The sequence below is a fragment of the Mesorhizobium loti genome (genome assembly GCA_014189435.1).
GTDB lineage: Bacteria > Pseudomonadota > Alphaproteobacteria > Rhizobiales > Rhizobiaceae > Mesorhizobium > Mesorhizobium loti_G.
Window position 1 is genome coordinate 6,341,843 of the sequence record CP050293.1, and the last position, 25,676, is coordinate 6,367,518.

26 protein-coding genes, 1 tRNA gene and 2 pseudogenes are annotated in these 25,676 nt (G+C 63.9%); 17 read left to right on the plus strand and 12 right to left on the minus strand.

Going from position 1 to position 25,676, the window contains the following annotated elements:
• The first annotated feature begins 44 nt into the window (after positions 1–44).
• The 5 genes from HB777_30345 to HB777_30365 are packed head-to-tail and all read left to right on the plus strand — an operon-like array spanning position 45 to position 3,524.
• The gene (locus HB777_30345) at positions 45–551 is read left to right on the plus strand and encodes a phage tail protein (protein ID QND67823.1); all 507 of its coding nucleotides are present in this window, start codon (positions 45–47) and stop codon (positions 549–551) included.
• An 11-nt stretch (positions 552–562) separates the two neighbouring features.
• Positions 563–1,084 (plus strand): phage tail protein, encoded by a 522-nt coding sequence (locus HB777_30350; GenBank protein QND67824.1) that lies wholly within the window; start codon positions 563–565, stop codon positions 1,082–1,084.
• A 10-nt stretch (positions 1,085–1,094) separates the two neighbouring features.
• Positions 1,095–1,622 (plus strand): phage tail protein, encoded by a 528-nt coding sequence (locus HB777_30355; GenBank protein ID QND67825.1) that lies wholly within the window; start codon positions 1,095–1,097, stop codon positions 1,620–1,622.
• Positions 1,623–1,649: 27 nt separating this feature from the next.
• Entirely contained in the window at positions 1,650–2,969 is a 1,320-nt protein-coding gene (locus HB777_30360; protein ID QND67826.1) for a hypothetical protein, read from the plus strand.
• A gap of 3 nt (positions 2,970–2,972) precedes the next feature.
• The gene (locus HB777_30365; GenBank protein QND67827.1) at positions 2,973–3,524 is read left to right on the plus strand and encodes a GNAT family N-acetyltransferase; all 552 of its coding nucleotides are present in this window, start codon (positions 2,973–2,975) and stop codon (positions 3,522–3,524) included.
• A 250-nt stretch (positions 3,525–3,774) separates the two neighbouring features.
• On the opposite strand, the gene HB777_30370 is transcribed toward HB777_30365, so the two are convergent.
• Positions 3,775–4,044: a hypothetical protein gene (locus tag HB777_30370; GenBank protein ID QND67828.1), complete on the minus strand. Its 270-nt coding sequence runs from the start codon at positions 4,042–4,044 to the stop codon at positions 3,775–3,777.
• Positions 4,045–4,313: 269 nt separating this feature from the next.
• Between HB777_30370 and HB777_30375 the strand changes: the two genes are divergently transcribed.
• On the plus strand, positions 4,314–5,105 hold the full coding sequence (locus tag HB777_30375) for a SapC family protein (protein ID QND67829.1): 792 nt from the start codon (positions 4,314–4,316) through the stop codon (positions 5,103–5,105).
• Positions 5,106–5,272: 167 nt separating this feature from the next.
• Here the strand turns inward: HB777_30375 and HB777_30380 are convergent.
• Positions 5,273–5,465 (minus strand): annotated as a pseudogene (locus HB777_30380) (protease).
• Between the two features lie 391 nt (positions 5,466–5,856).
• On the opposite strand from HB777_30380, the gene HB777_30385 reads away from it, so the two are divergent.
• A complete protein-coding gene (locus tag HB777_30385; protein ID QND62443.1) occupies positions 5,857–6,081 on the plus strand; it encodes a hypothetical protein in 225 nt (74 codons plus the stop codon).
• Between the two features lie 313 nt (positions 6,082–6,394).
• On the opposite strand, the gene HB777_30390 is transcribed toward HB777_30385, so the two are convergent.
• Positions 6,395–6,469, minus strand: a tRNA-Gly gene (locus HB777_30390).
• Positions 6,470–6,761: 292 nt separating this feature from the next.
• On the opposite strand from HB777_30390, the gene HB777_30395 reads away from it, so the two are divergent.
• From HB777_30395 to HB777_30410, 4 genes are all read left to right on the plus strand, one after another.
• Positions 6,762–7,259: a prolyl-tRNA synthetase associated domain-containing protein gene (locus tag HB777_30395; GenBank protein QND67830.1), complete on the plus strand. Its 498-nt coding sequence runs from the start codon at positions 6,762–6,764 to the stop codon at positions 7,257–7,259.
• A gap of 84 nt (positions 7,260–7,343) precedes the next feature.
• A complete protein-coding gene (trxA, locus tag HB777_30400) occupies positions 7,344–8,345 on the plus strand; it encodes a thioredoxin (GenBank protein ID QND67831.1) in 1,002 nt (333 codons plus the stop codon).
• A gap of 200 nt (positions 8,346–8,545) precedes the next feature.
• Positions 8,546–9,217: an LON peptidase substrate-binding domain-containing protein gene (locus tag HB777_30405; GenBank protein QND67832.1), complete on the plus strand. Its 672-nt coding sequence runs from the start codon at positions 8,546–8,548 to the stop codon at positions 9,215–9,217.
• Positions 9,218–9,389: 172 nt separating this feature from the next.
• Complete coding sequence (locus HB777_30410) at positions 9,390–9,638, plus strand: Trm112 family protein (GenBank protein QND67833.1); 249 nt, start codon at positions 9,390–9,392, stop codon at positions 9,636–9,638.
• 240 nt (positions 9,639–9,878) lie between these two features.
• On the opposite strand, the gene HB777_30415 is transcribed toward HB777_30410, so the two are convergent.
• The 3 genes and pseudogenes from HB777_30415 to HB777_30425 all read right to left on the minus strand — a co-directional run bounded on the left by HB777_30415 (position 9,879) and on the right by HB777_30425 (position 15,685).
• Positions 9,879–13,226 (minus strand): error-prone DNA polymerase, encoded by a 3,348-nt coding sequence (locus tag HB777_30415; GenBank protein QND67834.1) that lies wholly within the window; start codon positions 13,224–13,226, stop codon positions 9,879–9,881.
• Positions 13,223–14,701: a DNA polymerase Y family protein gene (locus HB777_30420; protein ID QND67835.1), complete on the minus strand. Its 1,479-nt coding sequence runs from the start codon at positions 14,699–14,701 to the stop codon at positions 13,223–13,225. Before HB777_30420 ends, HB777_30415 begins: the two co-directional genes overlap by 4 nt.
• Positions 14,643–15,685: pseudogene (locus HB777_30425) on the minus strand (hypothetical protein). Before HB777_30425 ends, HB777_30420 begins: the two are co-directional and overlap by 59 nt.
• A gap of 183 nt (positions 15,686–15,868) precedes the next feature.
• Here HB777_30425 and HB777_30430 point away from each other — a divergent pair.
• Positions 15,869–16,291, plus strand: a complete 423-nt coding sequence (locus HB777_30430; protein QND67836.1) for a metallopeptidase family protein — start codon at positions 15,869–15,871, stop codon at positions 16,289–16,291.
• Positions 16,292–16,538: 247 nt separating this feature from the next.
• On the plus strand, positions 16,539–16,820 hold the full coding sequence (locus HB777_30435) for an XRE family transcriptional regulator (GenBank protein QND67837.1): 282 nt from the start codon (positions 16,539–16,541) through the stop codon (positions 16,818–16,820).
• Between the two features lie 23 nt (positions 16,821–16,843).
• Here HB777_30435 and HB777_30440 read toward each other — a convergent pair whose 3' ends face one another.
• Both HB777_30440 and HB777_30445 read right to left on the minus strand, forming a co-directional pair.
• Positions 16,844–17,050, minus strand: a complete 207-nt coding sequence (locus HB777_30440) for a DUF1737 domain-containing protein (GenBank protein ID QND67838.1) — start codon at positions 17,048–17,050, stop codon at positions 16,844–16,846.
• Between the two features lie 113 nt (positions 17,051–17,163).
• Positions 17,164–18,054, minus strand: a complete 891-nt coding sequence (locus HB777_30445; GenBank protein ID QND67839.1) for a CoA ester lyase — start codon at positions 18,052–18,054, stop codon at positions 17,164–17,166.
• A gap of 490 nt (positions 18,055–18,544) precedes the next feature.
• Between HB777_30445 and HB777_30450 the strand changes: the two genes are divergently transcribed.
• Genes HB777_30450 through HB777_30465 form a run of 4 tightly spaced genes read left to right on the plus strand, consistent with a single transcriptional unit; the run spans position 18,545 to position 23,573 of the window.
• Positions 18,545–20,089, plus strand: a complete 1,545-nt coding sequence (locus HB777_30450; GenBank protein QND67840.1) for a DUF4173 domain-containing protein — start codon at positions 18,545–18,547, stop codon at positions 20,087–20,089.
• A gap of 3 nt (positions 20,090–20,092) precedes the next feature.
• Positions 20,093–20,785 (plus strand): response regulator transcription factor, encoded by a 693-nt coding sequence (locus HB777_30455; protein ID QND67841.1) that lies wholly within the window; start codon positions 20,093–20,095, stop codon positions 20,783–20,785.
• Positions 20,776–22,377: a HAMP domain-containing protein gene (locus tag HB777_30460; protein QND67842.1), complete on the plus strand. Its 1,602-nt coding sequence runs from the start codon at positions 20,776–20,778 to the stop codon at positions 22,375–22,377. The genes HB777_30455 and HB777_30460 overlap by 10 nt, the downstream gene beginning before the upstream one ends.
• A 29-nt stretch (positions 22,378–22,406) precedes the next feature.
• Positions 22,407–23,573 carry an FAD-binding oxidoreductase gene (locus tag HB777_30465; protein QND67843.1) on the plus strand — a complete coding sequence of 389 codons (1,167 nt, stop codon included), beginning with the start codon at positions 22,407–22,409 and terminating at the stop codon, positions 23,571–23,573.
• Between the two features lie 225 nt (positions 23,574–23,798).
• On the opposite strand, the gene HB777_30470 is transcribed toward HB777_30465, so the two are convergent.
• From HB777_30470 to HB777_30485, 4 genes are all read right to left on the minus strand, one after another.
• On the minus strand, positions 23,799–24,290 hold the full coding sequence (locus HB777_30470; protein QND67844.1) for an SRPBCC domain-containing protein: 492 nt from the start codon (positions 24,288–24,290) through the stop codon (positions 23,799–23,801).
• 43 nt (positions 24,291–24,333) lie between these two features.
• Positions 24,334–24,783 (minus strand): ATPase, encoded by a 450-nt coding sequence (locus HB777_30475; GenBank protein ID QND68954.1) that lies wholly within the window; start codon positions 24,781–24,783, stop codon positions 24,334–24,336.
• Positions 24,780–25,097: a helix-turn-helix transcriptional regulator gene (locus HB777_30480; protein ID QND67845.1), complete on the minus strand. Its 318-nt coding sequence runs from the start codon at positions 25,095–25,097 to the stop codon at positions 24,780–24,782. Before HB777_30480 ends, HB777_30475 begins: the two co-directional genes overlap by 4 nt.
• 76 nt (positions 25,098–25,173) lie before the next feature.
• A complete protein-coding gene (locus HB777_30485; GenBank protein QND67846.1) occupies positions 25,174–25,599 on the minus strand; it encodes a GNAT family N-acetyltransferase in 426 nt (141 codons plus the stop codon).
• Positions 25,600–25,676 lie beyond the last annotated feature (77 nt).

Below are 25,676 nucleotides of genomic sequence, written 5' to 3' on the forward strand. Positions count from 1 at the left end.
GTGAAACTGGCTAGATTGCGTCAAGGGTAGGTGGGGGAACCAAGATGGGCACGCCTTTCATAGGTGAACTCAAAGTTATTTCTTGGAATTTCGCGCCGAAGGGCTGGGCGTTCTGCAACGGGCAGCTACTGCCGATAAATCAAAATCAGGCTCTATTTTCGCTTCTTGGTACAATGTATGGCGGTGACGGCAGGGTTAATTTTGCTCTGCCTGATCTTCGAAGCAGAGTTCCAATATACTCTGGCGGTTCCATTGGAGCGGTCGTCGGCGGTAGCGGTGGAGAAGAGTTTCACACGCTGACGCAGGGCGAAATGCCGGCTCACAACCATCTGATCAATGCGTCACAGACGCAAGGCGACAAGAACACGGCCTCCGGCAATGTACTGGCGCGCGAAGTGGGTGTCCTCTACGCAGCCTATGCCAATCTGACGACATTGAACCCTGGATCGATCTCCAGCGTCGGCGGCAGCAACCCGCACGAAAACCGTCAGCCTTTTCTGACGCTGAACATCGTCATCGCCCTGCAAGGCATCTTCCCGTCGCAGAACTAGAGGAAGCGGCAATGAGCTCACCTTATGTTGGCGAGATTCGCATGTTTGGCGGCAATTTTGCGCCGGCTGGCTGGGCTTTCTGCGATGGCAGCTTGCTGCCGATATCCGAAAACGAGACGCTGTTCAATTTGATCGGGACGACCTATGGCGGCGATGGCCAGGAGACGTTCGCCCTGCCCAACCTCAGCGGCCGCATTCCTATCCACGCGGGCCAGGGGCCGGGGATGAGTCAGACCTATACGATCGGCGAGGCTGCCGGCGTCGAATCCGTGACGCTGACCACAAACCAGATCGCGGCGCACGGTCATGCCCTGATGGCGTCGTCGAACACGGCGTCCGACCCCAATCCCGCGGGCAACATCCTGGCAACCTCCCCGACGATCTCGGCCTATGTCATCGACGTCGCGGGGCCTGCACTTGCCGGCAATTCATTGACCACCGCTGGTGGCAGCACCCCGCACGACAATTTCATGCCCTATCTGTGCGTCAATTTCATCATCTCGTTGTTCGGGATTTTCCCAACGCAGACCTAAGAGGACTGTCATGGCTGACCCGTTCGTCGCCGAAATTCGCATCTTTGGATTCAATTTCGCGCCCACGGGTTGGGCGACCTGCGATGGTCAGTTGCTGCCCCTCTCGCAAAACACGGCGCTGTTCTCCTTGCTCGGCACCACCTATGGCGGCGATGGCAAGTCGACTTTCGCGCTGCCAAATTTGGCCGGGTCGGCGCCGATGCATCCGGGGGCTTCAGTGGGCGGAAGCGACCATTTTCTGGGCGAGACCGGCGGCAGCACGGCGGTGAACCTGATCAGCTCCGAAATGCCGATCCATAACCACAATATTTTTGCTTCCACCGAAAACGGGACGCTCAAGGCTCCGTCGCCAACGGAATTTCTTGGCCGCTCCAAGGCCGGCACGATCTATCAATCGAATACCGCAAACAATCTGGCGCTGATGAACGTTCAGGCCGTTTCGCTTACCGGCAGTTCACTGCCCCACAACAATCTGCAGCCCTACCTGGCGCTTACATTCTGCATCGCATTGCAAGGCGTTTTTCCGCCAAGAGGCTGACACCAGGCAACAAGCAGGATCGGGACCATGGCCAAGAAAGCAGCAACGAAGTCCGAAGCGCCAAGCACGAAGGCCGCGCCGACTGTCGCGAAGAGCACGACTGGTGCCCGCTCGCGGCGATCCAGCGTCCCGCCCGTTTTCCAGAGCATGCCGGCCGGCGCGTCCTTCTTCGAACTGTCGCGGCTGATGGTGGTGGCCATCGATTCGGCGGCCGGGCGCCTGATCCAGAAGGCGCAGACCGCGCCGAACGGACCATGGCCCGCGGCCTGGTCGATCATCGCTCCCGGCACCTTCGTGCAGATGACGGCCGGCATCACCAAGGACGGAAGGGTGGCTGTCGTCGCCCAGCTGTCAGGCAGCCCCAATCTGTTCTTCATCACCGAGGACGCCAACCAGGTCGGCCCGATCGACAAATGGACCGCGCCGATGAACATCGGCGCGCCGCCCGGCGCCGCCAGCTACTACGGTTTTTCGATGGCGCGCGATGTCGATGGCCGCATCGAACTCTTCGTGCTCGACAATCAGGCCCGCATCTGGTGGATCTACCAGAATCCGGACCAGATCGTGCAGGTGCAGAAAACCGTCACGCCGCCGGGCACCTCCACGCCCATCGTCGTCACCGTCGACGTGCTCGTCCCGCCCGCCAAGATGTGGAGCGACTGGCTGCAGATTCCCGGCGGACTGGTGTCGATCTCGGCGATACGCCAGGCCGACGGGACCATTGCGCTGTTCGGCATCAATTCAGGCGCCAATCTCTATCGCTGCCAGCAGAATAAGGCGCAGGCGCTGAAGGTTGCAGACTGGACTGGCTGGGTGCAGATCGACACTCCAGGCACCGGTGGTTTCGCCGTCATGGCGCCGGTTGTCGGTCCGCTGGGTGCCACCAATCTGTTCGCCTTGACGAAGGGCGGCCAGGCCCTGCACACGCGCCAGAAGCCCGCCGGCACCGACAGCTGGACGCCTTGGGCGATGACCGAGTACAGCAGGGTCGGCAAGTATACGCTGGCAGCCGGCATCGAAGGCGATGGCGACATCATGCTTGTCGCGTCCGACCAGCAGCATGTTCACTCGTTCAACGCTCAATATGACGCTGCCACGCAGAACTGGTCGGGATGGCGCGACTTCAACGCTTCCAGCTCCAACACGCGGCTGATGCTCGATTACAATGCCGACGGCCGCCTCGCACTGTTCAGCCTGTTGAGCGGCGCCGCCGGCAACACCAACTCGCTGTGGACGCTGTCGCAGATGAGCATCGACAGCACCGAGTGGGAGTATTCCTGGGTGTCGCTTGCCGACAGCAACGTCAACCAGGCCATCGTGGTGCGCGACCTGACGCCGCCGGTCTGACGGTTGATTTCCGGTAGCGTGGCAGAAGCGAAGCAGGCACATCCCCGTCCAGTGTGGGCCCGGTCTGACAAGGCCGGGCTCGGCTTCCGTGCAGCGACGGATGCCGATATGCCCTTCCTGTCGCGCCTCTATGCCTCGACGCGCATGGATGAACTCGCCGTGACGGCGTGGACCGACGCGCAGAAGGCCGGCTTCCTCGACATGCAGTTCCAGGCGCAGCACGCGCATTACCGAAAACACTATCCCGAGGCCGACTGGCTGGTGGTGGAACGCGATCGCCAAGACATCGGCCGGCTCTATATCGAGCGCTGGCCAAGCCAGCACCGTATCATCGACATCGCCTTCCTGCCGGAACATCGCCGCAAGGGCTGCGGCACGGCACTGCTGCGCGACCTCGTCGACGAGGCATGGTTAGCCGGCAAATCAGCTTCGATCCACGTCGAGAAGCATAATCCGGCGAGGCAGCTCTATGTCGAACTCGGCTTCGCGGTGGTCGAGGACAAGGGCGTCTACGATCTGATGGCTTGTGCGCCGCCTGTCGATAGCAATCCATGATCGTCGGTTGGCGCTGCCCCTCACCTGCCTGCCGGCATCCTCTCCCCGTAAACGGGGCGAGGGACGCTGCCGCCACCGATTTCGCCAATCTCCGGCGCCGCAAGAAAGGCGCGCCGGCGTCGGGGCCAGCTACTCTCGCCCCGTTTACGGGGAGAGATGTCCGGCAGGACAGTGAGGGGCAGCGCCGACGGCAAAGATTGTCGCATTGGCCCTGTCATAGTGCGGCAGGCCTGCATCCCAAAACCGAACGCTAATTAAACACCGCCTCGTATAGCCGCCCCGCCGCATCGGCCGCGACCGGTACGATGAAGATCTCGTGGGAGCCGCTTGTGCCGGTGAAAAGATAGGTCGCCTGCGGCAGCGCGATTTCGCGCGGGCCCCTGAACAGCAGCGAGAAACCGCCGCCCGGGCGCGGGCTGGCGGCGATGGGGTTGACCGCGCTCAGCTCGAGCGGGATCTGCTGGCCGCCGGCTTCGATGGTGAAGGTTTGCCCCTGTTCGAAATCCGATACCGACGCCATCCCGTTTGCCTCAATTTGTCCGCTGCCGGCGGCACTGTCGCCGCTTCGCCGTAAGCTGTCCAGAGGCGGGCAGGCTGCCGGGCTGTGCCGCAAGACAATTCGTCGCCGCAAACCCAAAATACAGCACCGCTTGTCCTTTTATGCACGCAAGAGACGCTGTAGTACTTTGTTCCTGCGCGGGATTCCTTTCGATCCAAGCTCAGTGCAAACAACAACAGATCCCGGCTTCGGGACCATTGGCGGCCGGATCGGCTTGCGGGAGACGGACGATGGCGGATGCAAAGACGGATGGGGCGAGCGATGCGATGCCGCTGTTCTATTCCAGGCCGGAGGCGCTCAACCCGGCGCGGCACGGCTCACTTGGCCTGACCGCGCGCGCCGACTTCGGCTTTGCCCGCTCGGCGCACGCCATTCCGGTGGTGGCGTCGGAAATGCCGGCGGCGATGCGCTCCTACCCGATCGTCTTCATCGGCGCCGCCAAGGCGCCGGTGATCATCACCGGCGTGCGCCAGGACGAAAACCTGTTCGTCGACGCCGACGGCAAATGGATCGGGCCGCATTACATCCCCGCCTATGTCCGACGCTATCCCTTCATCATGGCCGAAGACCCGAAGGCGGCCGGCCGGCTGACGCTGTGCGTCGACCGCGCCAGCGACCGCGTCGTCGACCAGTTGCTGGCGCCGTTCCGCGACGAAAAGATCGCGCCTTTCTTCACCGGCAGCGAGCCGACCGAAGCGACCAGGCAGGCGCTCGCCTTCTGCAACCAGTTCCAGATCGATTTCAACGCCACCCGCGCGATGATCGAAAAGATCGACGCGCACGGCCTGTTCGCACCGCGCCAGAGCAAGGTGACGCTGGAAGGCGGCGAAGTGCTCAACCTCACCGACTTCCAGGTGATCGACGAGCCGGCCTTCAACAAACTCAGCGACGAGGCGTTTCTCGACCTCAGGAAATCAGGCGCGCTCGGCATGCTCTACTGCCACCTCGCCTCGACCAACAGCTGGACCTCGCTGGTGCACCAGGCATCGCTGCGGAAGGCTGGTGGCGCGAAGAGCGCCTGAAATATACGTGACCGGCCTGTTGGAAAACGCTGCGCCGATGTTTCCCAGTGCAACCATTCCATGGAATGCGTTGCGTCGCGTTTGAGCGGATTCAGGCGACGCGCTTTAGGTCTTTGCTTTATGCATGTCGTTCTCGCAAAACCGGGGCCACTTTTGCGCGACATGCATTAGGCAGCGGCCCTTCTGTCGTGCCGGCCTTCCCTGATTTCCTCCGGTGAGCTTGTCGCAGAAGGCGTCGAGGTCGCCGGGGTTGCGGCTGGTGACAAGCCCCTGGTCGGTAACGACCTTGCTGTCTTCCCAGATACCACCTGCATTGTTCACGTCGGTCCTAATCGACTTGTATGACGTGACCCGGCGGCCGTTGGCGCTTCTGCCGGAGCCCAGCCGGCAGGGCGCGCGTCCAAAAGATCAGTCTGGCGCGAAATCCGCCCATGCCAGACGTGGCACGGTTCTTGCTGCTGCTGTCTCAGATATGCCGGGCGCAAAGACGCTGTTCCAAATCGACACCGGCGTGTGAGGTTAGGACAATGATGTCGCGTAACCTGCTGTTCGGCGTTGCCGTCGTGTTCTTGGCCACGGCCGTAGGGGTAGCTTTGCTGTCGTCCGTGACTTCAAGGGGACTTCTCACCGCGACCCAAAACGATGCGGTCTTTTGTTCAAGCGGTCTATTGGCGAAGACCGTATCGGCGTCGGCCTCGCGGACTTTGCCGCCATGTCCGCCGGGCGTCAAAAGGTCATAAGGAGCACCTCGATGACCGCGAAACTGTGGATATGGTCGTGCATAGCATTCCTGAAAGATGCGGAGGCGGCCGGCATATCGGTGGTGGGCGGAAAAGGCGTGGTAGCGCAGTTGGCACTAGCCTTTCGCGAATTCGTCGCACCGCGCTACCGGCCAGAGCTCCATTATATGCGCGGCCCCGGGCCGGCGTCTGCGCGCCGCGTCAGCTCGCTGAAGGCCGGCCTTCATTCCTCCTGATCTCTTGCTGTGTCGCATGGCGAAGCAACTCTGGGCCTCAAATATCGCGTACCCTGCGCCACTACGGTCCTTGGCTGCTGTTCGCGCCTGGAATCAGAAAGAGATCGGGCCGACCGGACCGTTTCGAGTACGAATCAGTATCCTCGGGCGCGAGCGTACCAATCGTGTGCCGGATCTATCTGGATAGCGCCGTCGACGGACGCCCGGCGCGGATCGGCGAGAGTTGTGACGTCGTGTTCCGTTTCCCCGACGCCAGACAGCAAAAAGGCCCGGTCACCCGGGCCCTTTGTGCTTTTCAAATCTAAAGAAGATTTGGAGCGGGTGAAGCGATTCGAACGCTCGACCCCAACCTTGGCAAGGTTGTGCTCTACCCCTGAGCTACACCCGCTCGCGCGGCGTCTTGGCCGCAAGCCGGGCCTATATGGCTGAAGAGCGCGGCGATTGCAACAGGGAAATCGCAGGCTTTTTTGCGATGCGGCAAGCGATGCCGGCAAAGCCGTCGGCACGGTGGCGGGTGCGTGAGTGGCTGGCGGCGGGGGCGCCACCGCGAAGGGCGGTGCCGCTCATCGTGATGTCGCATGACGGTCTTGTGTCGGCGGCCTCATTGGCCGTAAACGGCATGGCCTGAGAAACATGGGCCTGAAACATGGGCTTGAGAAAACGGGACGAAGACGAAACCGATGCCGAAGACCGAAGCCGAACTCTTTGCCTTTCTTGCCGAACTCGGGATTGCCGCCTCGACGAAACGCCATCCGCCTCTCTATACGGTCGCCGATTCGCAGGCGCTGCGTGGCGAAATCGCCGGCGGGCACACGAAAAACCTGTTCCTGAAGGACAAGAAGGACAATTTCTTCCTGGTCACCGTCGACGAGGACGCGGTTGTCGACCTGAAGCAGATCCACCAGGTGATCGGCGCCGCCAGCCGCGTTTCCTTCGGCAGACCGGAGATGCTGATGGAGCTGCTCGGCGTCACGCCGGGTGCTGTCACGGTCTTTGGCGTCATCAACGATACGGCAAACAGGGTCAAGCTCGTGCTCGACAAGGATTTGATGGAGCATGCGGTGATCAATGGGCATCCGCTGACCAATGAGGCGACGACATCGATCGCGGCGGGCGACCTGATCAAATTCGTCGAGGCAACCGGGCACGATGCTGCTATCTTGAAAGTCTCCACGTGATCGCCACATGGATGGCTTGAGTCAGATGGTCTGAAGCATGTGGCGCCTGGCTGCCGGCCGGCCGCGCCACGGAAGGGTAAAGAGATGAGCGACAACAATCCGTTTGGCGGCCCCTTTGGCGGCAGTGGCGGCCAGTACACCACGTCCGTGCAGTATGGCGGAACCGCCCCGGCGCCGGCGAAAGTCGCGCTTGGCGATGCGCCCGCGGCCCCGGCCGATGTCATCAAGGACACGACGACAGCGGCTTTTGCCGCCGACGTCATCCAGGAATCGCGCCGCCAGCCGGTGCTGGTCGATTTCTGGGCGCCGTGGTGCGGACCTTGCAAGCAGCTGACGCCGCAGCTGGAGAAGGCGGTGAAGGCCGCCGGCGGCAAGGTCAAGCTGGTCAAGATGAACATCGACGACCATCCCTCGATCGCCGGCCAGCTCGGCATCCAGTCGATTCCCGCGGTCATCGCCTTCAAGGACGGCCAGCCGGTCGACGGCTTCATGGGCGCCATCCCGGAGAGCCAGATCAACGAATTCATCACCAAGGTCGGCGGCAAGGGCGATGGCGCGCCGCCGGTGGCCGAGGCGCTGGCCGCAGCGGCCGAGGCGCGCGACGCCGGCGACATGCAGACCGCGGCCGACATCTATGACGCCGTCCTGGCGCAGGCGCCGGAGACGATCGAGGCGATCGCCGGGCTGGGCGAGTTGCTGTTCGAGGCCGGCGACACGGAAGGCGCAGAGGCGCTTTTGGCAACAGCCCCGGAAGCCAAGAAGGATGCGCCGCCGCTGGCCGCCCTGCGCGCCAAGATGGCGCTGGCCGCGCAAGCGGCAGCGCTTGGCAACCCGGCCGAGTTCGAGCGGCGTCTGGCGGAAAACCCCAAAGACCATCAGGCACGCTTCGATCTGGCCATGATCCAGAACGCCAATGGCGACCGCACGGCGGCCGCAGACAATCTGCTGGCCATCATCAAGGCCGACCGCGCCTGGAACGAGGACGGCGCCAGGACGCAATTGCTGCAGCTGTTCGAGGCCTGGGGCATGACCGACGAGGCGACGCTTGGCGCGCGCCGCAAACTGTCGGCGTTGCTGTTTTCCTGAGCCGGTTTCCGGTTGTTTTGCCGCACGGGCTTGGCGTCGGCGACGACTGCGCCAGATTAATGCATGTCGCCAAAAGTGGACCCCGGTTTTGGGAGGACGACATGCATAAAAACAAAGGGATAGAGCGTTTCCGTGAAACGGTGAACCGCTCCAGGACAGGGAATTGACGCGCTTCTTGATGGCGCGATCGGAGGAATGAAGTGCAAGCGGGAAACGCGCATTACCGGCTCGCCAAGGATTTGCCGTCGACGATCCCGATCTTTCCGCTCGAGGGTGCGCTTTTGCTGCCGGGAGGCCGCATGCCGCTCAACATCTTCGAACCGCGCTATCTGCAGATGGTGGACGAGGCGATTGCCGGCTCGCGGCTCATCGGCGTCATCCAGCCCAGTCTCGACGGCGCCTTGCGCGACGACGGCGAGCCGGAGCTCTGCAATGTCGGCTGCGCCGGGCGCATCATTGCCTTTTCCGAAACCGGCGACGGTCGCTATCTGATTTCGCTGCAGGGCGTGTGCCGGTTCCGCATTGCCCACGAACTGACGGTCAAGACGCCGTTTCGCCAGTGTAAGCCGGCGGCTTTCCTTGCCGATCTCGACGAGGACCAGGCGGCGAACGAGATCGACCGGCCATCGCTGCTCAAGGCATTTCGCGCCTATCTGCAGGCCAACGATCTGGAAGCCGATTGGGAAAGCGTCAGCCGGGCCGAAAATGCCATGCTGGTCAACGCGCTGTCGATGATGGCGCCTTACGGGCCGGCCGAGAAACAGGCGCTGCTTGAAGCAGCTGATCTGAAGACGCGGGCCGAAACGCTGATCGCCATCACCGAAATGGCGCTGGCGCGCGAGAATGAGGATTTTGGGTCGAGTTTGCAGTAAGATGTGCCGATATTCAGGTGACACCGGCCTGCAAATGGCGGCTTCCTGCGCTTCCGGTGCTCACGTACGAAAAGTACGCTCCGCTCCGGTTCTCGGAACCCACCATTTTCGACTCGGCCTGACCTGAATCTCAACACATCTTAGGCCCGCAACTGGCTGGGAAGAGAATCTTATGGCGGCGGATGGACGTGACGGGAAGAAAATCAATGTCGACCCCAAGCTGCTGGAACTGCTTGCCTGCCCGCTGACCAAGGGGCCACTGGCCTGGGATCCGGAACGTGGCGAACTGGTCTCGCGGGTCGCCAAGCTCGCCTATCCCGTGCGTGACGGCATCCCGATCATGCTGCCCTCGGAGGCGCGGACGCTTTCCGTGGAGGATGTGCTGGCGCCGCCGCCGCCACGTTTGGGTGGGCCTTCGTAAGAGGCAGAGAAGTTTGCCAGAGGCTGGCGGGGCAGCGCCCCCCTCTGCCCTGCCGGGCATCTCCCCCACAAGGAGGGAGATTGGCCGTCATTTCCGCTTTCGCCAATCTTGAACGCCGAAGACAGGCCGGACGACGAAGCTGTCGATCTCCCCCAAGTGGGGGGAGATGTCCGGCAGGACAGAGGGGGGCGCGAAGGATCGCCGTCGCTCGTTTTCGTTCCGCTCTTGGCATGGCCATGCCTACTGAAAATTCCGGCCCTTCGGCATGACCTGTTCCGCTTCTTCCGACAGCGTCGCGATGTCCTGCCGGATCGGCGCGTTCTCTATGGCTGGCCGATTGGAGCGTCCCCTGGCAGCGTGTTCCGGAGGACCGCCAACCGCCGGTGCGGCCCCGCTGACCTTCTCCAGCAGCACGGTCAGCCAAGGCGTCAGATCCTCGATCTTCTCGGCGACGATGTGGACCACACCCGATTCCGACTGCAGTTTCCCGGTGACCTTCACGAACCGTGCTCCCATGACGATGGGCCGATAGCGGTCGAAGGTTCTTTGCCAGAAAATGACGTTGGCGACGGCCTTGTCGTCCTCCAGCGTCAGGAAGATGGCGTTGCCCTTGCCGGGGCGCTGCCGCACCAGCACGAGGCCGGCAACGGAGACACGCCTGCCGTCGCGCACGGAAGGCAGGTTCGCATTGGGCGTGACGCCGGCCCGGTCGAGCCGCTCGCGCAGGAAGGCGACCGGATGCGCCTTCAGCGACAGGCCAAGCGAGCGGTAGTCGTGGATGACATGCTCGCCAAGCGGCATTTTGGGCAGCTTCGTCTCGGGTTCGAGCTCGCGCAGGCGGAGCGCCGGCTGGTCGAACAGCGGCAGCCTTTCGGCGGCGCTCTTGCCGTCGAGCGCGCGCACCGCCCACAGCGCCTCGCGGCGGTCGAGGCCAAGCGAACGGAAGGCGTCGGCCTGCGCCAGCCTTTCGATCTCGCCGACATCGAGGCCGGAACGCAGCCAGACATCCCGGACGGTTGAGTAGCCTGAACCGCGCCGCTCGACGAAAGCCTCCATGCGTTCCTTCGACAGACCCTTGATCTGCCGGAAGCCGAGCCGAACCGCATGATTTGTCTGGATGACACCGCGCATTTCGGCGTGGCGAGGGAGGATGCGGGCCGGATCGAAAGGGAATTCCTCCAGCGTGCAGTCCCAGACCGAGAAATTGACGTCGACGTCGCGGATGTCGACGCCATGGTCGCGTGCATCGCGCACGAGCTGGGCCGGCTGGTAAAACCCCATCGGCTGCGAGTTCAGGATCGCGGCGCAGAACACGTCGGGATAGAAGGTCTTGAACCAGCAGGAGGCATAGACGAGCAGGGCGAAGGAAGCAGCATGGCTTTCGGGAAAGCCATATTCGCCAAAACCCTCGATCTGCTTGAAGCAGCGCTCGGCGAAGTCCTTCGTGTAGCCCTTGCCGACCATGCCATTGATCATACGGTCTCGGTAATTGCCGATGGTGCCGGTGCGCTTGAAGGTGGCCATGGCGCGGCGCAGTTCGTCGGCTTCGCCCGGTTTGAAACCCCCGGCGACGATGGCGATATTCATCGCCTGCTCCTGAAACAGCGGTACGCCAAGCGTCTTCTTGAGGATCGCCTCCAGCTCCGGCTTTTGATACTCGGCCTGTTCCTTGCCTTGCCGGCGGCGCAGATAGGGATGAACCATGTCGCCCTGGATCGGGCCCGGCCGCACGATCGCCACCTCGATGACGAGATCGTAAAAATTGTCTGGCTTGAGACGCGGCAGCATCGACATCTGGGCGCGCGATTCGATCTGGAAGACGCCGAGCGTGTCGGCGCGGCAGATCATCTTGTAGACCTGCTTGTCCTCCGGCGGCAGGGTGGCCAGCACATAGGGCTGCCCATACGGGTCCCTCGCCTTCGGATAATGCTCAGTGAGCAAAGTGAAGGCGCGTTGCAGGCAGGTCAGCATGCCGAGTGCCAGCACGTCTACTTTCAGGATCTTCACCGAGTCGAGATCGTCCTTGTCCCATTCGACCATCTTGCGCTCGTCCATCGCCGTCTTGACGATGGGCACGATCTCGTCGAGCCGGTCCCGGGTGATGACGAAGCCGCCGACATGCTGCGACAGATGGCGGGGGAAGCCCATGATCTCATTGGCACGCTCCATCACGTGCCTCGACACCGGGTCGGTGCGGTCGAGGCCACCGGCGCGGGCTTCCTTCTCGCCAAGCTCCGATGTCGACCAACCCCAGATCGAGCCGGAAAGCGATGCCCTGACATCCTCGGACAGGCCCATCGCTTTCGACACTTCGCGCAGCGCCGAACGGCCGCGGTAGCTGATGACGGCGGCGGCAAGTGCTGTGCGCTTTCCGCTGTATTTCTCGTAGATGTACTGGATTACGGTTTCGCGTTTTTCGTGCTCGAAATCGACGTCGATGTCTGGCGGCTCGTTTCTCTCCTCGGAAATGAAGCGCTCGAAAAGCGAATCGATTTTTTCCGGTCCCACTTCGGTGATGCCGATGCAGAAGCAGACGACCGAATTGGCGGCTGATCCACGTCCCTGGCAGAGAATGTCCTTGCTGCGCGCGAACTTGACGATGTCGTATACAGTCAGGAAATAGCGGGCGTAGTTGAGGCGCTCGATGAGAGCCAACTCCTCCTCGATGCGCTTGATGACCGAAGCCGGCACACCCGCCGGATAACGTTTGGCCGCTCCCTCCCGCGCCAGCCGTTCCAGCTCGGCCTGCGGCCCGAGGCCCGATTCCGTCGGCTCGTCCGGATAATTGTACTGGAGGTCGCTCAGCGAGAAGGTCAGCTCTTGCGCAAACCGCAAGGTCTCGGCCAGCGCCTGCGGATGCCGGCGGAACAGGCGGGCCATTTCCATCGGCGGCTTCAGATGGCGTTCGGCATTGGCGGTGAGTTGCAGCCCGACCTCGGCGACAGGGGTGTTGAGGCGGATCGCGGTCAGCACGTCCTGCAGCGGGCGCCGTTCGGCCGTGTGGTAGAGAACGTCATTGGTCGCCATCAGCGGAATGCCGGCACTCTCGGCAAGTGCGGCCGCCTGCTCGATCCGGAAACGGTCATTGCCGGCATAGTCGGGCGAAACGCCAAGCCGCAGGTTCCTGCCGAAGCGGTCCTTGAGTTCTCGAAGCAAAGCGAGACTGTCTGGCGCGCCCGCCGACAGACCGGGCAGGACCGCCAGCGACATCAGGTCACCCCATTCAAGCAAGTCGCTGCGCTGGAGAAGGGTGGCGCCTTTTTCGTTCTCGTCGCGCAGATTGGCTTGGGTCAGCATGCGGCAGAGATGCCCCCAGCCCTTGCGGTCCTGGGGGTAGGCGAGAATGTCCGGCGTGCCGTCGCCGAAAACCAGCCGGCAGCCGGGATGATAGGAAAGCTTCTCGACCTTGGCCTGCTGCCAGGCGCGCACCACGCCGGCCACCGTGTTGCGGTCGGCAAGTCCGATCGCCGAGAAACCCAGGAGCTTGGCCGCGACCACCAGCTCCTCCGGCTTGGATGCGCCGCGCAGGAAGGAGAAATTCGATTGGATGCCGAACTCCGCATAGGGAATGACGGTCAGCGCGTTCATGCAAAAACCCCATGCAGGAACCAGCGCGGCGGGACTTGCGAGGCGCCGCCGTAGAGGCCCTGCCGGTAGAGCCAGTAGCGGCGGCCGTCGGCATCCTCGATGCGGAAATAATCGCGCGTCGATGCCGCCTCGTCGCTTGGCGTCTCGCGCCACCATTCGGCGGCGATGCGTTCCGGCCCTTCGGCCCGGGTGACCCGGTAGAGAGCGCGCCGCCAGCGGAAGTTCAGCGGCGGCCCCTCCGGCATTTCGGTGGCCGGCACGTCGATGGGTTCGGGCGAGCGGAACAGCCGGATCGGCCGCTCCGGCGGGAAAATGGTCATCGGCGCCTGCAGCCTGTCCGGCTTCTTCGGCGGCGTGGTCCGGCGCGGGGCCTCGGTGAAGGGGATGGTGGCGACGGCACGCTCCGGCAGATGGCTTTCGACGACGACCGGCTGCAGCACCGCGCCCTCGCCGAGCCGGGCGCGGATGCGGTCGGCGAACAGCGCGATATCGGCGCCGTCGTCGGTCACCTCGCCGGCAAGATCAGCCTGCTGCATGTCGAAGGCGGCTGATGCCAACACCGAGAGCCGCACCAGATCGAAGCCATAGCCGGCATCGATATCCTGTTCGAGTGCGGCCAGCCGCTCATGGAACAGTTTCTGGATCAGCATGGGTTCGCGCAGCGGCCGCGAGGTGCCGATGGCGATGCGGCTGACGGCACCGTCGACGCGAAAGAGCAGCAGCGCCAGCGTCTTGGCGCCCTCGCCGCGGCGCTCGAGGTCGACCTTCAAAGTCGCTGCTAGCATGCCCACCAGCCGTTCGATGTCCTCGGTCAGAGTGACGGGTTCGGCGAGGTGGCGTTCGACCGAAAGCGGCGCGACGGGTAGGCGCGGCGACACCGCTTCGTCGAGGCGGCCAAGCGCCTGGTCGAGCCGCAGCAGCAGCAAGGCGCCGAAGCGGCGGGCGAGCGGCGCGCGGGGTGCCGCCATGACGGCGCCCGCCGTGCGCAGGCCGACGCTTTCCAGGCTGGTGCGAGTCGCCGGCTCGATGCGCAGTGCGGCCAGTGGCAGGGGCGCCAGCAGCGCTTCCTCCTCGCCTGATACAACGATGCGGTCGCCGCAAAAGCGTGCCGCCGCCCAGGCAGCTCCCGGTGTCGCGGCAAGCCCGGCGCGGACATCGAAACCCTGGTGGAAGAAACGCGACAGGATGTCGTCCAGAATGGCGCGTTCGCCGCCGAACAGATGGGTGCAGCCGGTGACGTCGAGAAACAGGCCGTCTGCCCCGTCCAGCGCCACCAGCGGCGTGTAGCGGTCGCACCAGTCGGCAAGGCCTTCGAGCAGGCGGTGGTCGGCCTCCGGATCGGCCTCGACGATTTCGATCGACGGATGCATGGCGCGCGCATCGGCGATGCCCATGTCGCGCTTCAGGTGCAGCGCTTCAGCCCGCTCGTCGAGGGCCGAGATGCGCTGCGCGTTGCGGTCGCGATGGCTGATCACGAGCGGGGGTGAGATGGCGGCAGATGATCCGACGGCCGGGAACGCCAGGATCGCCCCAGACGCTGCCGCAGGATCCTTTCCACTGCCAGATAGGGAAACCACAGGGACAGGATTCTTTGCCCGCTCTCTTCCCTCGCCCCTTCTTTCGTCGCCCGTTCTTTCGTCGAATGCGCGTTCATCGGGGTTCCACTCCAGTGTGAATTGTCCAGGCAGGGCCGTGCGGCTCTTGCCGATGGTGATGGTGAAGGCCGGGCGGCCGATCGAGCCGGCGAGCGGCCCGGCGATGGTGCCGCGCGGCGCTGCCGGCGCCGAGGCGACGATGAGGCGGACGGGGGCGGCCGTCGGTTCGGGCTCGGCCGCCTGCCGCAGCAGGAATACCGGCCGGCCGGCACCTTGCGCCCTTGCATGCAGGCGTCGTGTCGCGGTCAGGTCCAGCCGCTGCGGATTGCCGCGAATTTCCAGGATGACCGCGGCGAGCGCCGTCATCCGGGCCGCCTCCTCGGCGACCCACAGCGCATCGACAAGCCTTGGCGCCTCGGAAAACAGCAATTGCTCCGGCTCGATGCCGAACGCGGTATGAAGCCCCCTGGCATAGGGAAAGCCCGCCTCGCGAAAGATCTCCGTCGTGCCGATCCACAGCACCGGCAACCCCGGCGTTTGCTTGAGGATCAGGCTGATGAGCGACAGGGCAAAGCCGGCGACGGCCCCGGCATCGCGGGTCTCAAGCCCATGGATTTCGCTCAAGGCGGCCTTGGGCAGGCCGCCGCTCAGGGCGGCATCGAGGCGCCCGACGCCGATGGGCAGGAACGCATCCGGCAACGCCGCAGCAATGCCGCGCCGGACGATTGTGAGATCTGTGTTGACGTCAGCATCTAGGGGCGCGGCGGCCGGCGCAGCCAAGCGCTCGGGCAGCGTCCCCTCGATTTTCGCGATCTGGCGGCGCAGGGCAAAAACAGTCTCCCGCGCCACGGCGGTCATCGCCATGACGGTCAGCTTCCACTTACAATTGTTCCTGTTATGTTCCCTAGGATTCCAGAGGGGAACCCAAGAGTCAAGCAGACTCATAGGGAATTTATTCCTCTCTGCCTGGATGGCGCCGGCGCATCAGCCCGTGTCATTTGCCGATTCCGGTGCGAAAGCCTATATGCCGGGATCAAAGGACAAAGCATGGCCCGCATCTACAAGACCCGCACCTGGCATGACGAACTCTCGCCCTCGATGGACGAAATGGAGTTCCTGGCGCTGGAGGCGTACGCCCATCTGCCGGAGGATTTTCGCAAGCTGACCGGCGAGATCGTCATCCAGATCGCCGAATTCCCGACCGACGAGATCATGGACGACCTGTCGCTGGAAACGCCGTTCGACCTGCTCGGCCTGTTCGAGGGGCGCGGCATCGCCGAACGCTGGAATCCGCAGACCGGCGAGGGCCCGAACCGCATCACGCTCTACCGCCGCGCCATCCTCGATTACTGGTCCGAGAACGAAGAGACGCTGGGCGACATCGTCACCCATGTGCTGATCCACGAGATCGGCCACCATTTCGGCCTGTCGGACGATGATATGGAGAAGATCGAAGAGGCGGCTGAATAGCCCACACCTTCGTCATCCTAGGGCGGAGCAAGGAGCGAAGCGACGCAGCGCAGACCCTAGGATCCATGCCGTGATGTTGGTACAGTGCTCCGGCGGTGCAGCACTGAAAGCTTACCATCCGGTTCGGCGAAATAGGCCCTAATCTTGATCCGCTATGACCCTCGGCGGAGGTAACGGCATGGATCCTAGGGTCTCCGCAATCGCTTTGCGACTGCTACGCCCTAGGATGACGAAGGGAGGCGTGACGATGGAACGTCAGAGCTTTGAAAACGTGTGGGACGCGCTGGAAGATACTCCGGCCGAGGCCGCCAACATGACCATGCGCTCCAATCTGCTGATCGCGATTGAGCAGCGGGTGCGGAGCTGGAAAATTACCCAGGCCGAAGCAGCCGACCGGCTCGGAATCACGCAGCCGCGGCTTAGCGACCTCCTGCGGGGCAGGATCGCGAATTTCAGTCTGGATACGTTGATCAACCTTGCGGCACAGGCCGGACTTACCGTGCGTCTTGATATTGCCGAGGCTGCCTAATTACGCATCCAAAGCGCTGTCTCCTACCAATCACTCAGCTTGGTATCCGGCCCATATTCCTGACCGTCGATATCCTTCACCACGGCCTGGCCGCAGCGCATCGTCTTGGCTTTCTTGTCGTAGGCATAGGTCGGCGAGCCGAACAGGTGCCAGCCCTTGTTCAGCGCCGCCGTCACCTTGTGGCAGAAGCTGGCGTCGTCCGGGCCGGTCAGAAAGCGGTAGAGTTTCATGTCTCAAGTCCTGTCGTGAATAAGCTTGGCCGGTTTTTAGTTTAGCATGATCTCTGGACAAACGGACCGTTTGTCCGAGAAAACCGGTTCCCACTTTTCGGGATCATGCTCGATCATGCGCCGATGGCGGCGGCCTTCGCCAGCAGTTTTTCAGCCTGCGCCAGATGCAGCCGCTCGACCATCTTGCCGTTCAGCGCGATCACGCCCTTGCGGGCGTTTTCCGGAAGCGCGTAGGCTTGCCTGACCAGGCGCGCCTCGGCCACGGCTTCCGCGGACGGCGCGAAGGCGCGGTTCGCGGCCTCGATCTGGGCCGGATGGATGAGGCTCTTGCCGTCGAACCCCATGGCCGCGGCTTCCGTGCATTCCCGGGCGAAAGCGTCGAGGTCGCGAAAATCGTTGGAGACGCCGTCGAGCATGTCGATGCCGCCGGCGCGCGCGGCCAGCACCATCTGCATCAGCCATGGCACGAGATAGCGCCGGTCAGGCGTCGCCAGAACGCCGGTGCTCTTGACCAGATCATTCGTTCCGGCAACGAAACAAGCCAATCGAGAGGCCGGATCGCGGCCAAGCTCGGCGATGGCGCCGATGTTGAGCAACGCCTTGGGCGTCTCGATCATCGCCCACAGTTTCACGCTGTCAGGGGCAAAATTGTCGTCGAGCATGTCGCCGGCTTCGAGCAGGTCGCGCGGCGTGTCGACCTTGGGCAACAGGATGCCGTCGGGCTCGCAGCCCGCGGCAACCAGCAGGTCGTCGGCGCCCCACTCGCTGGCCAGCGCATTGATGCGCACGACCATCTCGCAGCGCTTGCCAATAGGGTTTCCAACCGGGCGGTTGGCGAAAATGCCGGCCAGTTTTTCGCGCGCGGAAATCTTGTCGGCCGAGGTGACGGCGTCTTCCAGGTCGATGATGATTGCGTCGCAGGTGAGCTGCGCGATCTTGGCCAAGGCCTTGTCGTTGGAGGCGGGGACGTAGAGCACAGAGCGGCGCGGGCGATAGGTTTCCATAGGTGATCTATGCCGCGTGTGGTTGGTCGAGGCAAGACGGCGCAGGGCTGTGCGCCCACCCTCTCCCTTGTGGGGGAGATGTCCGGCAGGACAGAGGGGGGCGCTGTCCTGCTGACCTCTCATTGATTGCAATTGCACTCTGAGGCTGTCCTCAGCGGTAGCAGAGTAACCGAGGTTGGCGATCCTTCACGCCCCCCTCTGCCCTGCCGGGCATCTCCCCCACAAGGGGGGAGATTGGCAGCTTCGGCCTCTGCACGAAAACTGCACACGCCTGCCGAAAACCTCCTCGGATCCGCCCTGCCGGTTCCCCGCCGGCCTGCGAAACAGGCGGCATGCACAAGCGAGCAAAACCCCTTCTGCCTCATCGGCTGCTCAGCGAAGGCTGGTGGCTGGCCGATCCGCCGCGCGCGAATCCGACGGCGATCCTCATCCCTTTTGCCCGCAAGAGCCCGCCGGCGATTCGGCTGGAAGCCATCAGGAAGATCAGGTCATGACAGCGTTGTTCTCCGCCGCGCCGAGCTATTGCAGCCGCTTCGGTGTCGCCATGCTGCTGGCAGCACTTGCGGATTTTCTGTTCTACGGCCAGCCCGCCGGGATCACGGTTTTCCTGTTCGCCCTGCTGATTGCCGCCGCGGTGGTCGCCGTGCACCCGGCGGCCTTCAGCGACGGCAGGGTCTGGCTCAAGCCCGCCGCCCTGCTTGTCGCGCTGCTGCCGCTGGCCGAGACCGTCAGCGCCCTCTCGGTGTCGATCGCGCTGGCGGCCCTGGTCATCTTCGCGCTTTCGCTGAGCGGGCGTCTGCGGCACGGCATCGCGCGCATTGCCGGACAGATCGCGCTGTTCTTGCTGGCGGCGCCGTTCCGCTTCGCCAGTGATTTCATCCGCTGGCGCAAGACGGCGCGGCGCTTCGGCCGGCGCCGCGTCCGCCTCGCCGCGATCGCCGTCTGGGTGATGCCGCTGACGCTGGGCGCGGTCTTCCTGGCGCTGTTCGGCGCCGCCAATCCGGTCATCGACTACTGGCTGTCGCTGATCGACCTTCTGAGGCTGCTCGATCTCATCCAGTTGGCGCGGATAGCCTTCTGGCTGTTCGTGCTCGCCGGCGTCTGGGCTTTTCTGCGGCCACGCCTGCCGCGCCTGGTGCGCCGCATGCCGCGCGCGGCGCCGGCTGATATCAGCGCTCAAACAGACAAAACCGTCACCATCGAGGACATGCTGTTCGGCAAGGCCGCCATTCTTCGCGCTCTGATAATCTTCAACATGCTGTTTGCGCTGCAGACGGCGCTCGACGCCGCCTATCTGTGGGGCGGGGCCGCCCTTCCCGACGGGCTGAGCTACGCGTCTTACGCGCATCGCGGCGCCTATCCCTTGATCGTCACCGCGCTGCTTGCCGCCGGTTTTGTCCTTGCGGCGCTCAAGCCCGGAAGCGAGACATCGGCCGATCCGCTCATCCGCCGGCTGGTCTATGCCTGGGTGGCGCAGAACATCATGCTGGTCATCTCGTCGATCCTGCGGCTCGACCTCTATATCGGCATCTATGCGCTGACCTACTGGCGCGTCGCCGCCTTCGTCTGGATGGGGCTGGTCGCATCAGGCCTTGCCCTGATTATTGCCCGCATCGCGCTTAGAAAATCCAATGAATGGCTGCTGTCCGCCAATCTTCTGACGTTATCTCTAACGCTTTATGCCGGCAGTTTCATCAATTTCGCAGCAACGATCGCCAACTACAATGTCGACCACTCCCTCGAAATGACCGGCCAGGGCATTCCCCTCGACGCCTGGTATGTGCGCTCGCTCGGCCCGGGCGCGTTTCCGGCCCTCGACCGCTTCCTCGATCATCAGAGCCGGACGGCTGCCGCCAACAACCCGGTTGTTCGTGAGCTGGCGGGGCGGCGCGGCAGCGACGAAGGCTGGTATCGCACCCTGCAGCAGAACTGGCGGGCCTGGAGCTTTCGCGACTGGCGGCTGCTCGGATATCTCGACACCAGGGGGCCGTTCGTGGTTCCTGACGCTACCGAACCTTCCATGCCGGGCCGCTGATCCATGCCGCATCACATCCTCGTCGCCGACGATGATCCGCACATCCGCGAAGTGATCTGCTTTGCGCTGGAGAAGGCCGGCATGAAAACGCTTGGGGTGGCCGACGGCGCCGCCGCCTTGCAGGCGATTGAACGGCGCGCGCCCGACCTGGTCGTGCTCGACATCGGCATGCCGGAGATGGACGGGCTGGAGGTCTGCCGGCGGCTCAGGCACACATCCGATGTGCCGGTGCTGTTCCTGTCCGCGCGCGACGAGGAGATCGACCGCATCCTCGGGCTCGAAATGGGCGGCGACGACTATGTGACAAAGCCGTTCAGCCCGCGCGAGCTGGTCGCCCGCGTCAACGTCATCCTGAGACGCGCCCGCCCGGTGGCGCCAGAGCCGATCGACGACAGGCAGTTCACGCATGGCAAACTGGCTCTGGCGCCGGCCAGCCACGCCGCCAGCTTCGACGGCAGGCCGCTTGCCCTGACGGGGATAGAGTTCTCGATCCTGAAAGGGTTCCTGGCGCGGCCGACGCATGTGCTCGACCGCGACGCGGTGATGGCCAGCGCCTATGCAGGCAAGATCCATGTCGCCGACCGCACCGTCGACAGCCATATCCGCAACATCCGCGCCAAGCTGGCGGCGGTGGGTTGCCCTGATGTCATCGAGACGGTGCATGGCGTCGGCTTCCGGCTTGGCCGATGCGGCTGACGACGTCCAGCAAATGGATCGGCCGCAAATGGCGGCCACGGCTTGCCACGGTCGTCGTCGCCATCCTGATCCTGGTGATGGCCTTGCCGCTGGTCGGCCTGTTCTTCTTTCGGCTCTACGAGAACCAGCTGATCCGCCAGACCGAAGCTGAGCTGATCGCGCAAGGGGCGGCCATCGCCGCCATCTATGCGCAGGATGTGCGCGACGCCGGCATTGCCGCGGAAAAACTCGGCGCGCCGATGCCGGGGCCAAGCGGGGATTCAAGCCGAAGCGTCAATCCTGACCCGCTCTACAGGCCGATCGAACCGAGCCTCGATCTCGCCTCAGACTATGTGCTGCCGACCCGGCCGGCGGCGATACCAGCCACCGCCGATCCCGCCTTCGCCGCGATCGGCGCGCGCCTGTCCGGCATTCTCGACGCGACGCAGAAAACCACGCTGGCCGGTTTCCGGCTGCTCGATCCCCGGGGCGTCGTCATTGCCGGGCGCGGCGAGGTCGGACAATCACTCGCCGACGTTGAAGAGGTGCGCGCCGCACTTGCCGGCCGCTATGCCAGCGCGCTCAGGCTGCGCATTCCCGACCAGCCGGCGCCACCGCTCTATTCGGTCAGCCGCGGCACCAAGGTCCGTGTCTTCGTCGCCTTGCCGGTGGCCGTTGATGGCAAGGTCGCCGGCGTCGTCTATGTGTCGCGGACGCCCAACAACATCATCAAGCATCTCTATGGCGAACGCGGCAAGGTGACGTTGGCGGCCATCGCCATTCTCGGCGGCACGCTGCTCATCGGCCTCGTCTTCCTGCGCACCGTCAGCCGGCCGATCTATGCGCTGATCGATCGCACGGAGCGTATTGCCGCCGGCGATCGCGCGGCGATCCGGCCGCTCGACCATCACGGCACTCGAGAGATGGCGGAGCTTTCCGCCGCCTTCCTCGACATGGCCGAAAAACTGCAGGCGCGCTCGGACTCGATCCAGACCTTCGCCACCCATGTCTCGCACGAGCTCAAATCGCCGCTGACGGCGATCCAGGGCGCGGCCGAGCTGCTGCGCGATTCAGGTAGCGCGATGGACGATACGGAGCGTCGGCGTTTCTCCAACAACATCGTCACCGATGCCGGACGGCTCAATCTGCTGGTGCGGCGCCTGCTCGATCTGGCGCGCGCCGAAAACCTGGCGCCGAGCGGCGAAAGCACCTCGATCGGTGGGGCACTGGCGCTGCTGCCCGTCGACACCAGGCTGGCGGTCCGCGTGGAGGCCGGCGGCGATCTGGCCTTGCGCATATCGGCCGAGAATGCCGCAATCGTGCTGGCCAATCTCATCGACAATTCGGCCAGGCACGGCGCGACGCAGGTTTCGATTGCCGCTGCGAGCGCCGGTGGCAAGGCGAGCATCCTGGTCAGCGACGATGGCGCCGGCATTTCACCCAGCAACCGGGCGCGCATCTTCGAGCCGTTCTTCACCACGCGGCGCTCTACCGGCGGCACCGGCATGGGCCTCGGCATCGTGCTGGCCCTCCTGAAAGCGCATGATGGTATGATCCGGCTGGTTGACAGCGAGCGCGGCACGCGCTTCGAGATCATTTTGCCGGTGGCGTGAAGGATGCCATCGGCCGGATCGGAGAAAAAATGCGCTACGACATCGTCATCGTCGGCGGGGCCATCGTCGGCTCCTCGGTTGCCTACTATCTGCGCGAGGAAGGGTTTTCCGGTTCGATCGCCTTGGTCGAGCGCGATCCGCAATTTGCGCATGCGGCAACGACGCTGTCCCTGGCCTCGATCCGCCAGCAATTCTCGATCCCGGAAAACATCCGGCTGTCGCAGTTCACGCTAAAGCTGTTCCGGCGGCTGAAGGAAGAGTTCGGCACTGATGCCGATATCGGCTTTCGCGAAGGCGGCTATCTCATCCTTGCCGGCGAGAACGGCTTGCCGATCCTCAAGGCCAATCACGACGCGCAGATGGCCGAGGGCGCCGACATCGTGCTCGAGGACGCGGAGCAGCTGGTGCGCCGCTTCCCGTGGCTGTCGGCCGAGGGCATCACCGCCGGCGCCTATGGCCGCAGCGGCGAGGGCTGGTTCGACGCGCATGCGATGCTGATGCTGTTCCGCAAGGCGCTGCGGCAGAAGAAAGTCGATTTCATCACCGCCGATGTCACCGGCATCGAGCGGCAGGGCGACCGTGTCAGCAGCGTCCGCCTCGACAATGGCGAGGTGCTGGAAGCCGGCACCGTGATCAACGCCGCCGGGCCGAATGCCGGCAAGGTCGCCGCCATGGCCGGGCTGGCGTTGCCGGTCGAGCCGCGCAAGCGCAACGTCTTCGTCTTCGAGGCGCGCGAGAAATACGCCGACATGCCGCTGCTGGTCGACCCCTCCGGTATCTATGTGCGCCCGGAAGGCTCGGTCTACCTCACCGGCGGCGCGGAACCGGAAGAGGGCGACGGCCCGGCCGCCCTCGGGGATTTCGATGTCGACTGGCCGCTGTTCGAAGAGGTGATCTGGCCGGCGCTGGCAACCCGCATTCCAGCTTTTGAGGCGATCAAGCCGACCCGCGCCTGGGCTGGCCACTACGACTACAACACACTGGACCAGAACGCGGTGATCGGACCGCATCCCGGGGTGCTAAACTTCATCTTCGCCAACGGATTCTCCGGCCACGGCCTGCAGCAGGCGCCGGCGGTGGGCAAGGCGCTGGCCGAGCTGATCGTGCATGGGGGTTATCGGACGGTGGATTGCTCGGCGTTTGGCTATGGGCGCGTCGCGGAAGGACGGGCGTTCCGGGAATTGAATGTGATTTGAGGGGCTGGCGCGAAGGTTTCCTTTGAAGGCTGGCGGGACAGCGCCCCCCTCTGTCCTGCCGGACATCTCCCCCACATGGGGGAGATCGGCCGTCACTTCGGCTTTAGCCAATCGCCAGCGTTGCAGGAATGAGCGGGCGGCCCAAGCTGCCAATCTCCCCCTCGTGGGGGAGATGCCCGGCAGGGCAGAGGGGGGCGCCAAGGATCACCACCTTCGACCTACTGTCTAAGCTGCCGCTCGACTAGCTGCACTCAAATAAGCCTGCAGCCAGCCCAGCACCCGTCCCCAACCCTCGGCATGCTCGGTGGCCGCTTCGCTCAGCCCGGCAAAGCCGCCGTGGCAGATGGTGAGGCGCGTGCCGGTGGCGATCGGCTGCAGCAACCAGGCGACCGTCGTTTGCCGGCGGCCAAGCGTAGGATGGTCCCATGCATAGGCCCGCGTCTGCACGAGTCGGCGTGGCGCTTCGATCTCGAGGAATTCGCCGCTCGACGGCAGGTGTCTGCCGTTGGCCGTCCTGACGACAACTGTCCAGCGGCCGCCTACGCGAAGGTCGGCCGACCAGTCGACCATACGGTAGGTCCCGGCGGACCCCCACCATTGCTCGATCTCCTTGCTGACCAGCGCGCGGAAGATGCGTTCCGCGGGCGCTTCGATCTCGGCGGATGCCATGATCGTCTCGCCATTGGTCATGCTTTGCACCTTGGGAACGTGCATCATGGACGCCTCCGGACAAAGTTTGTTTCGGTATCGAAATGATCCTTCATCCCTTGGACGGCGGGCGCTCAAAACCCTTGCCGCTTTCGAGCAGGCTTTTCAGGCTGGACAGCACCAGCGGCCAGCCCTTGGCGACGTTGCCGATCAGCCTGTGCGGGCCGTCTGCCTCATGGGTGACGGCAAGCTTCATCAACTCGCCATCCTGCTCGATGGTGAAGGTGCAGCGTGTGTAGCCGTCTTCCCTGACCTCCGGCATCCATTCGTTGCGCCATTTGATGACCAGGCGTTTGGGCGGATCGATCTCGAGGATCTCGCCGCTGTCGGCGACACTCCCGTCCGGGAACATCAGCTTCCAGCTGGAGCCGACTTTCCACTCGCTCACCTGATAGGAGCAAAGGAAGAACTGCCGGTTGAACTCCGGCTCGGTCAGCGCTTCCCAGAGTTTTTCGGGCGTGGTGCGGATGTAGGTCACGTACACGAACTTGTTGCTCATCAGTCTTCCCTTTCGAGGCGTTTCTTCAAATCGCCGAGGGCGGTCAGCCGCCCACGTTCGAATTTGCCGATCCAGCGGTCGGCGATCTCGTTGATGGGAACGGGGTTGAGGTAGTGCTCCTTCTCGCGCCCCTTGCGGATGGTGGTGACGAGGTTGGCCTCCTCAAGGATCGCCAAATGCTTGGTCACCGCCTGGCGCGTCATCTCCATCTCGGCGCACAGCGCGTTCAGCGTCTGCCCGTTCCTGGCATGGAGACTGTCCAGCAACTGCCGGCGGGTCGGGTCGGCCAAGGCGCGAAAGACGGCATCCATGCTCATGGCTTTAATATGCAACCATTTGGTTGCATGTCAAGCGACCGAGGCCATCAGAAATGTCACGGCTTTGTGAGGAACGTCAGCCCTTGCGGCCGAACCAGAAGGCGTCGGGCATGTGCTTCATGCCGATGCGTTCGTAGAAGCCGACGGCGTCGGGCATGGAGATCAGGCTGATGGCGACGGACGGGCCGAGTTGCCGGCGCGCCTCGTCCATCAGGCCCTTGCCGATGCCGAGGCCCTGCGCCGATTGGGAAACGGCGAGTTCGGAGATGTAGCAGACCCAGGAAAAGTCGGTCATCGCCCTGACAACGCCGATCAGCGGCTTGCCCTCGACGTCGAGACGCGCGGTCAGCACCAGATTGGCGCCCGACAGCATCGCCCGCAGGCGTGCTTCGTCATCGACCGGTCGTGTCTCGCCGAGGCCGGATTCGACCAGCACGCGACGGAATTCGCCGATGTCGAGCGCGGCCTCGCGTGCATAGAGGACGTGCGAATTTTCTGCCATGGCCGCCAGACTGCACCATCGGGCCGGCTTGTGCCACCGTGCACAAACAGTTGCCTTTTATTTGCCGCCGGCTTTGT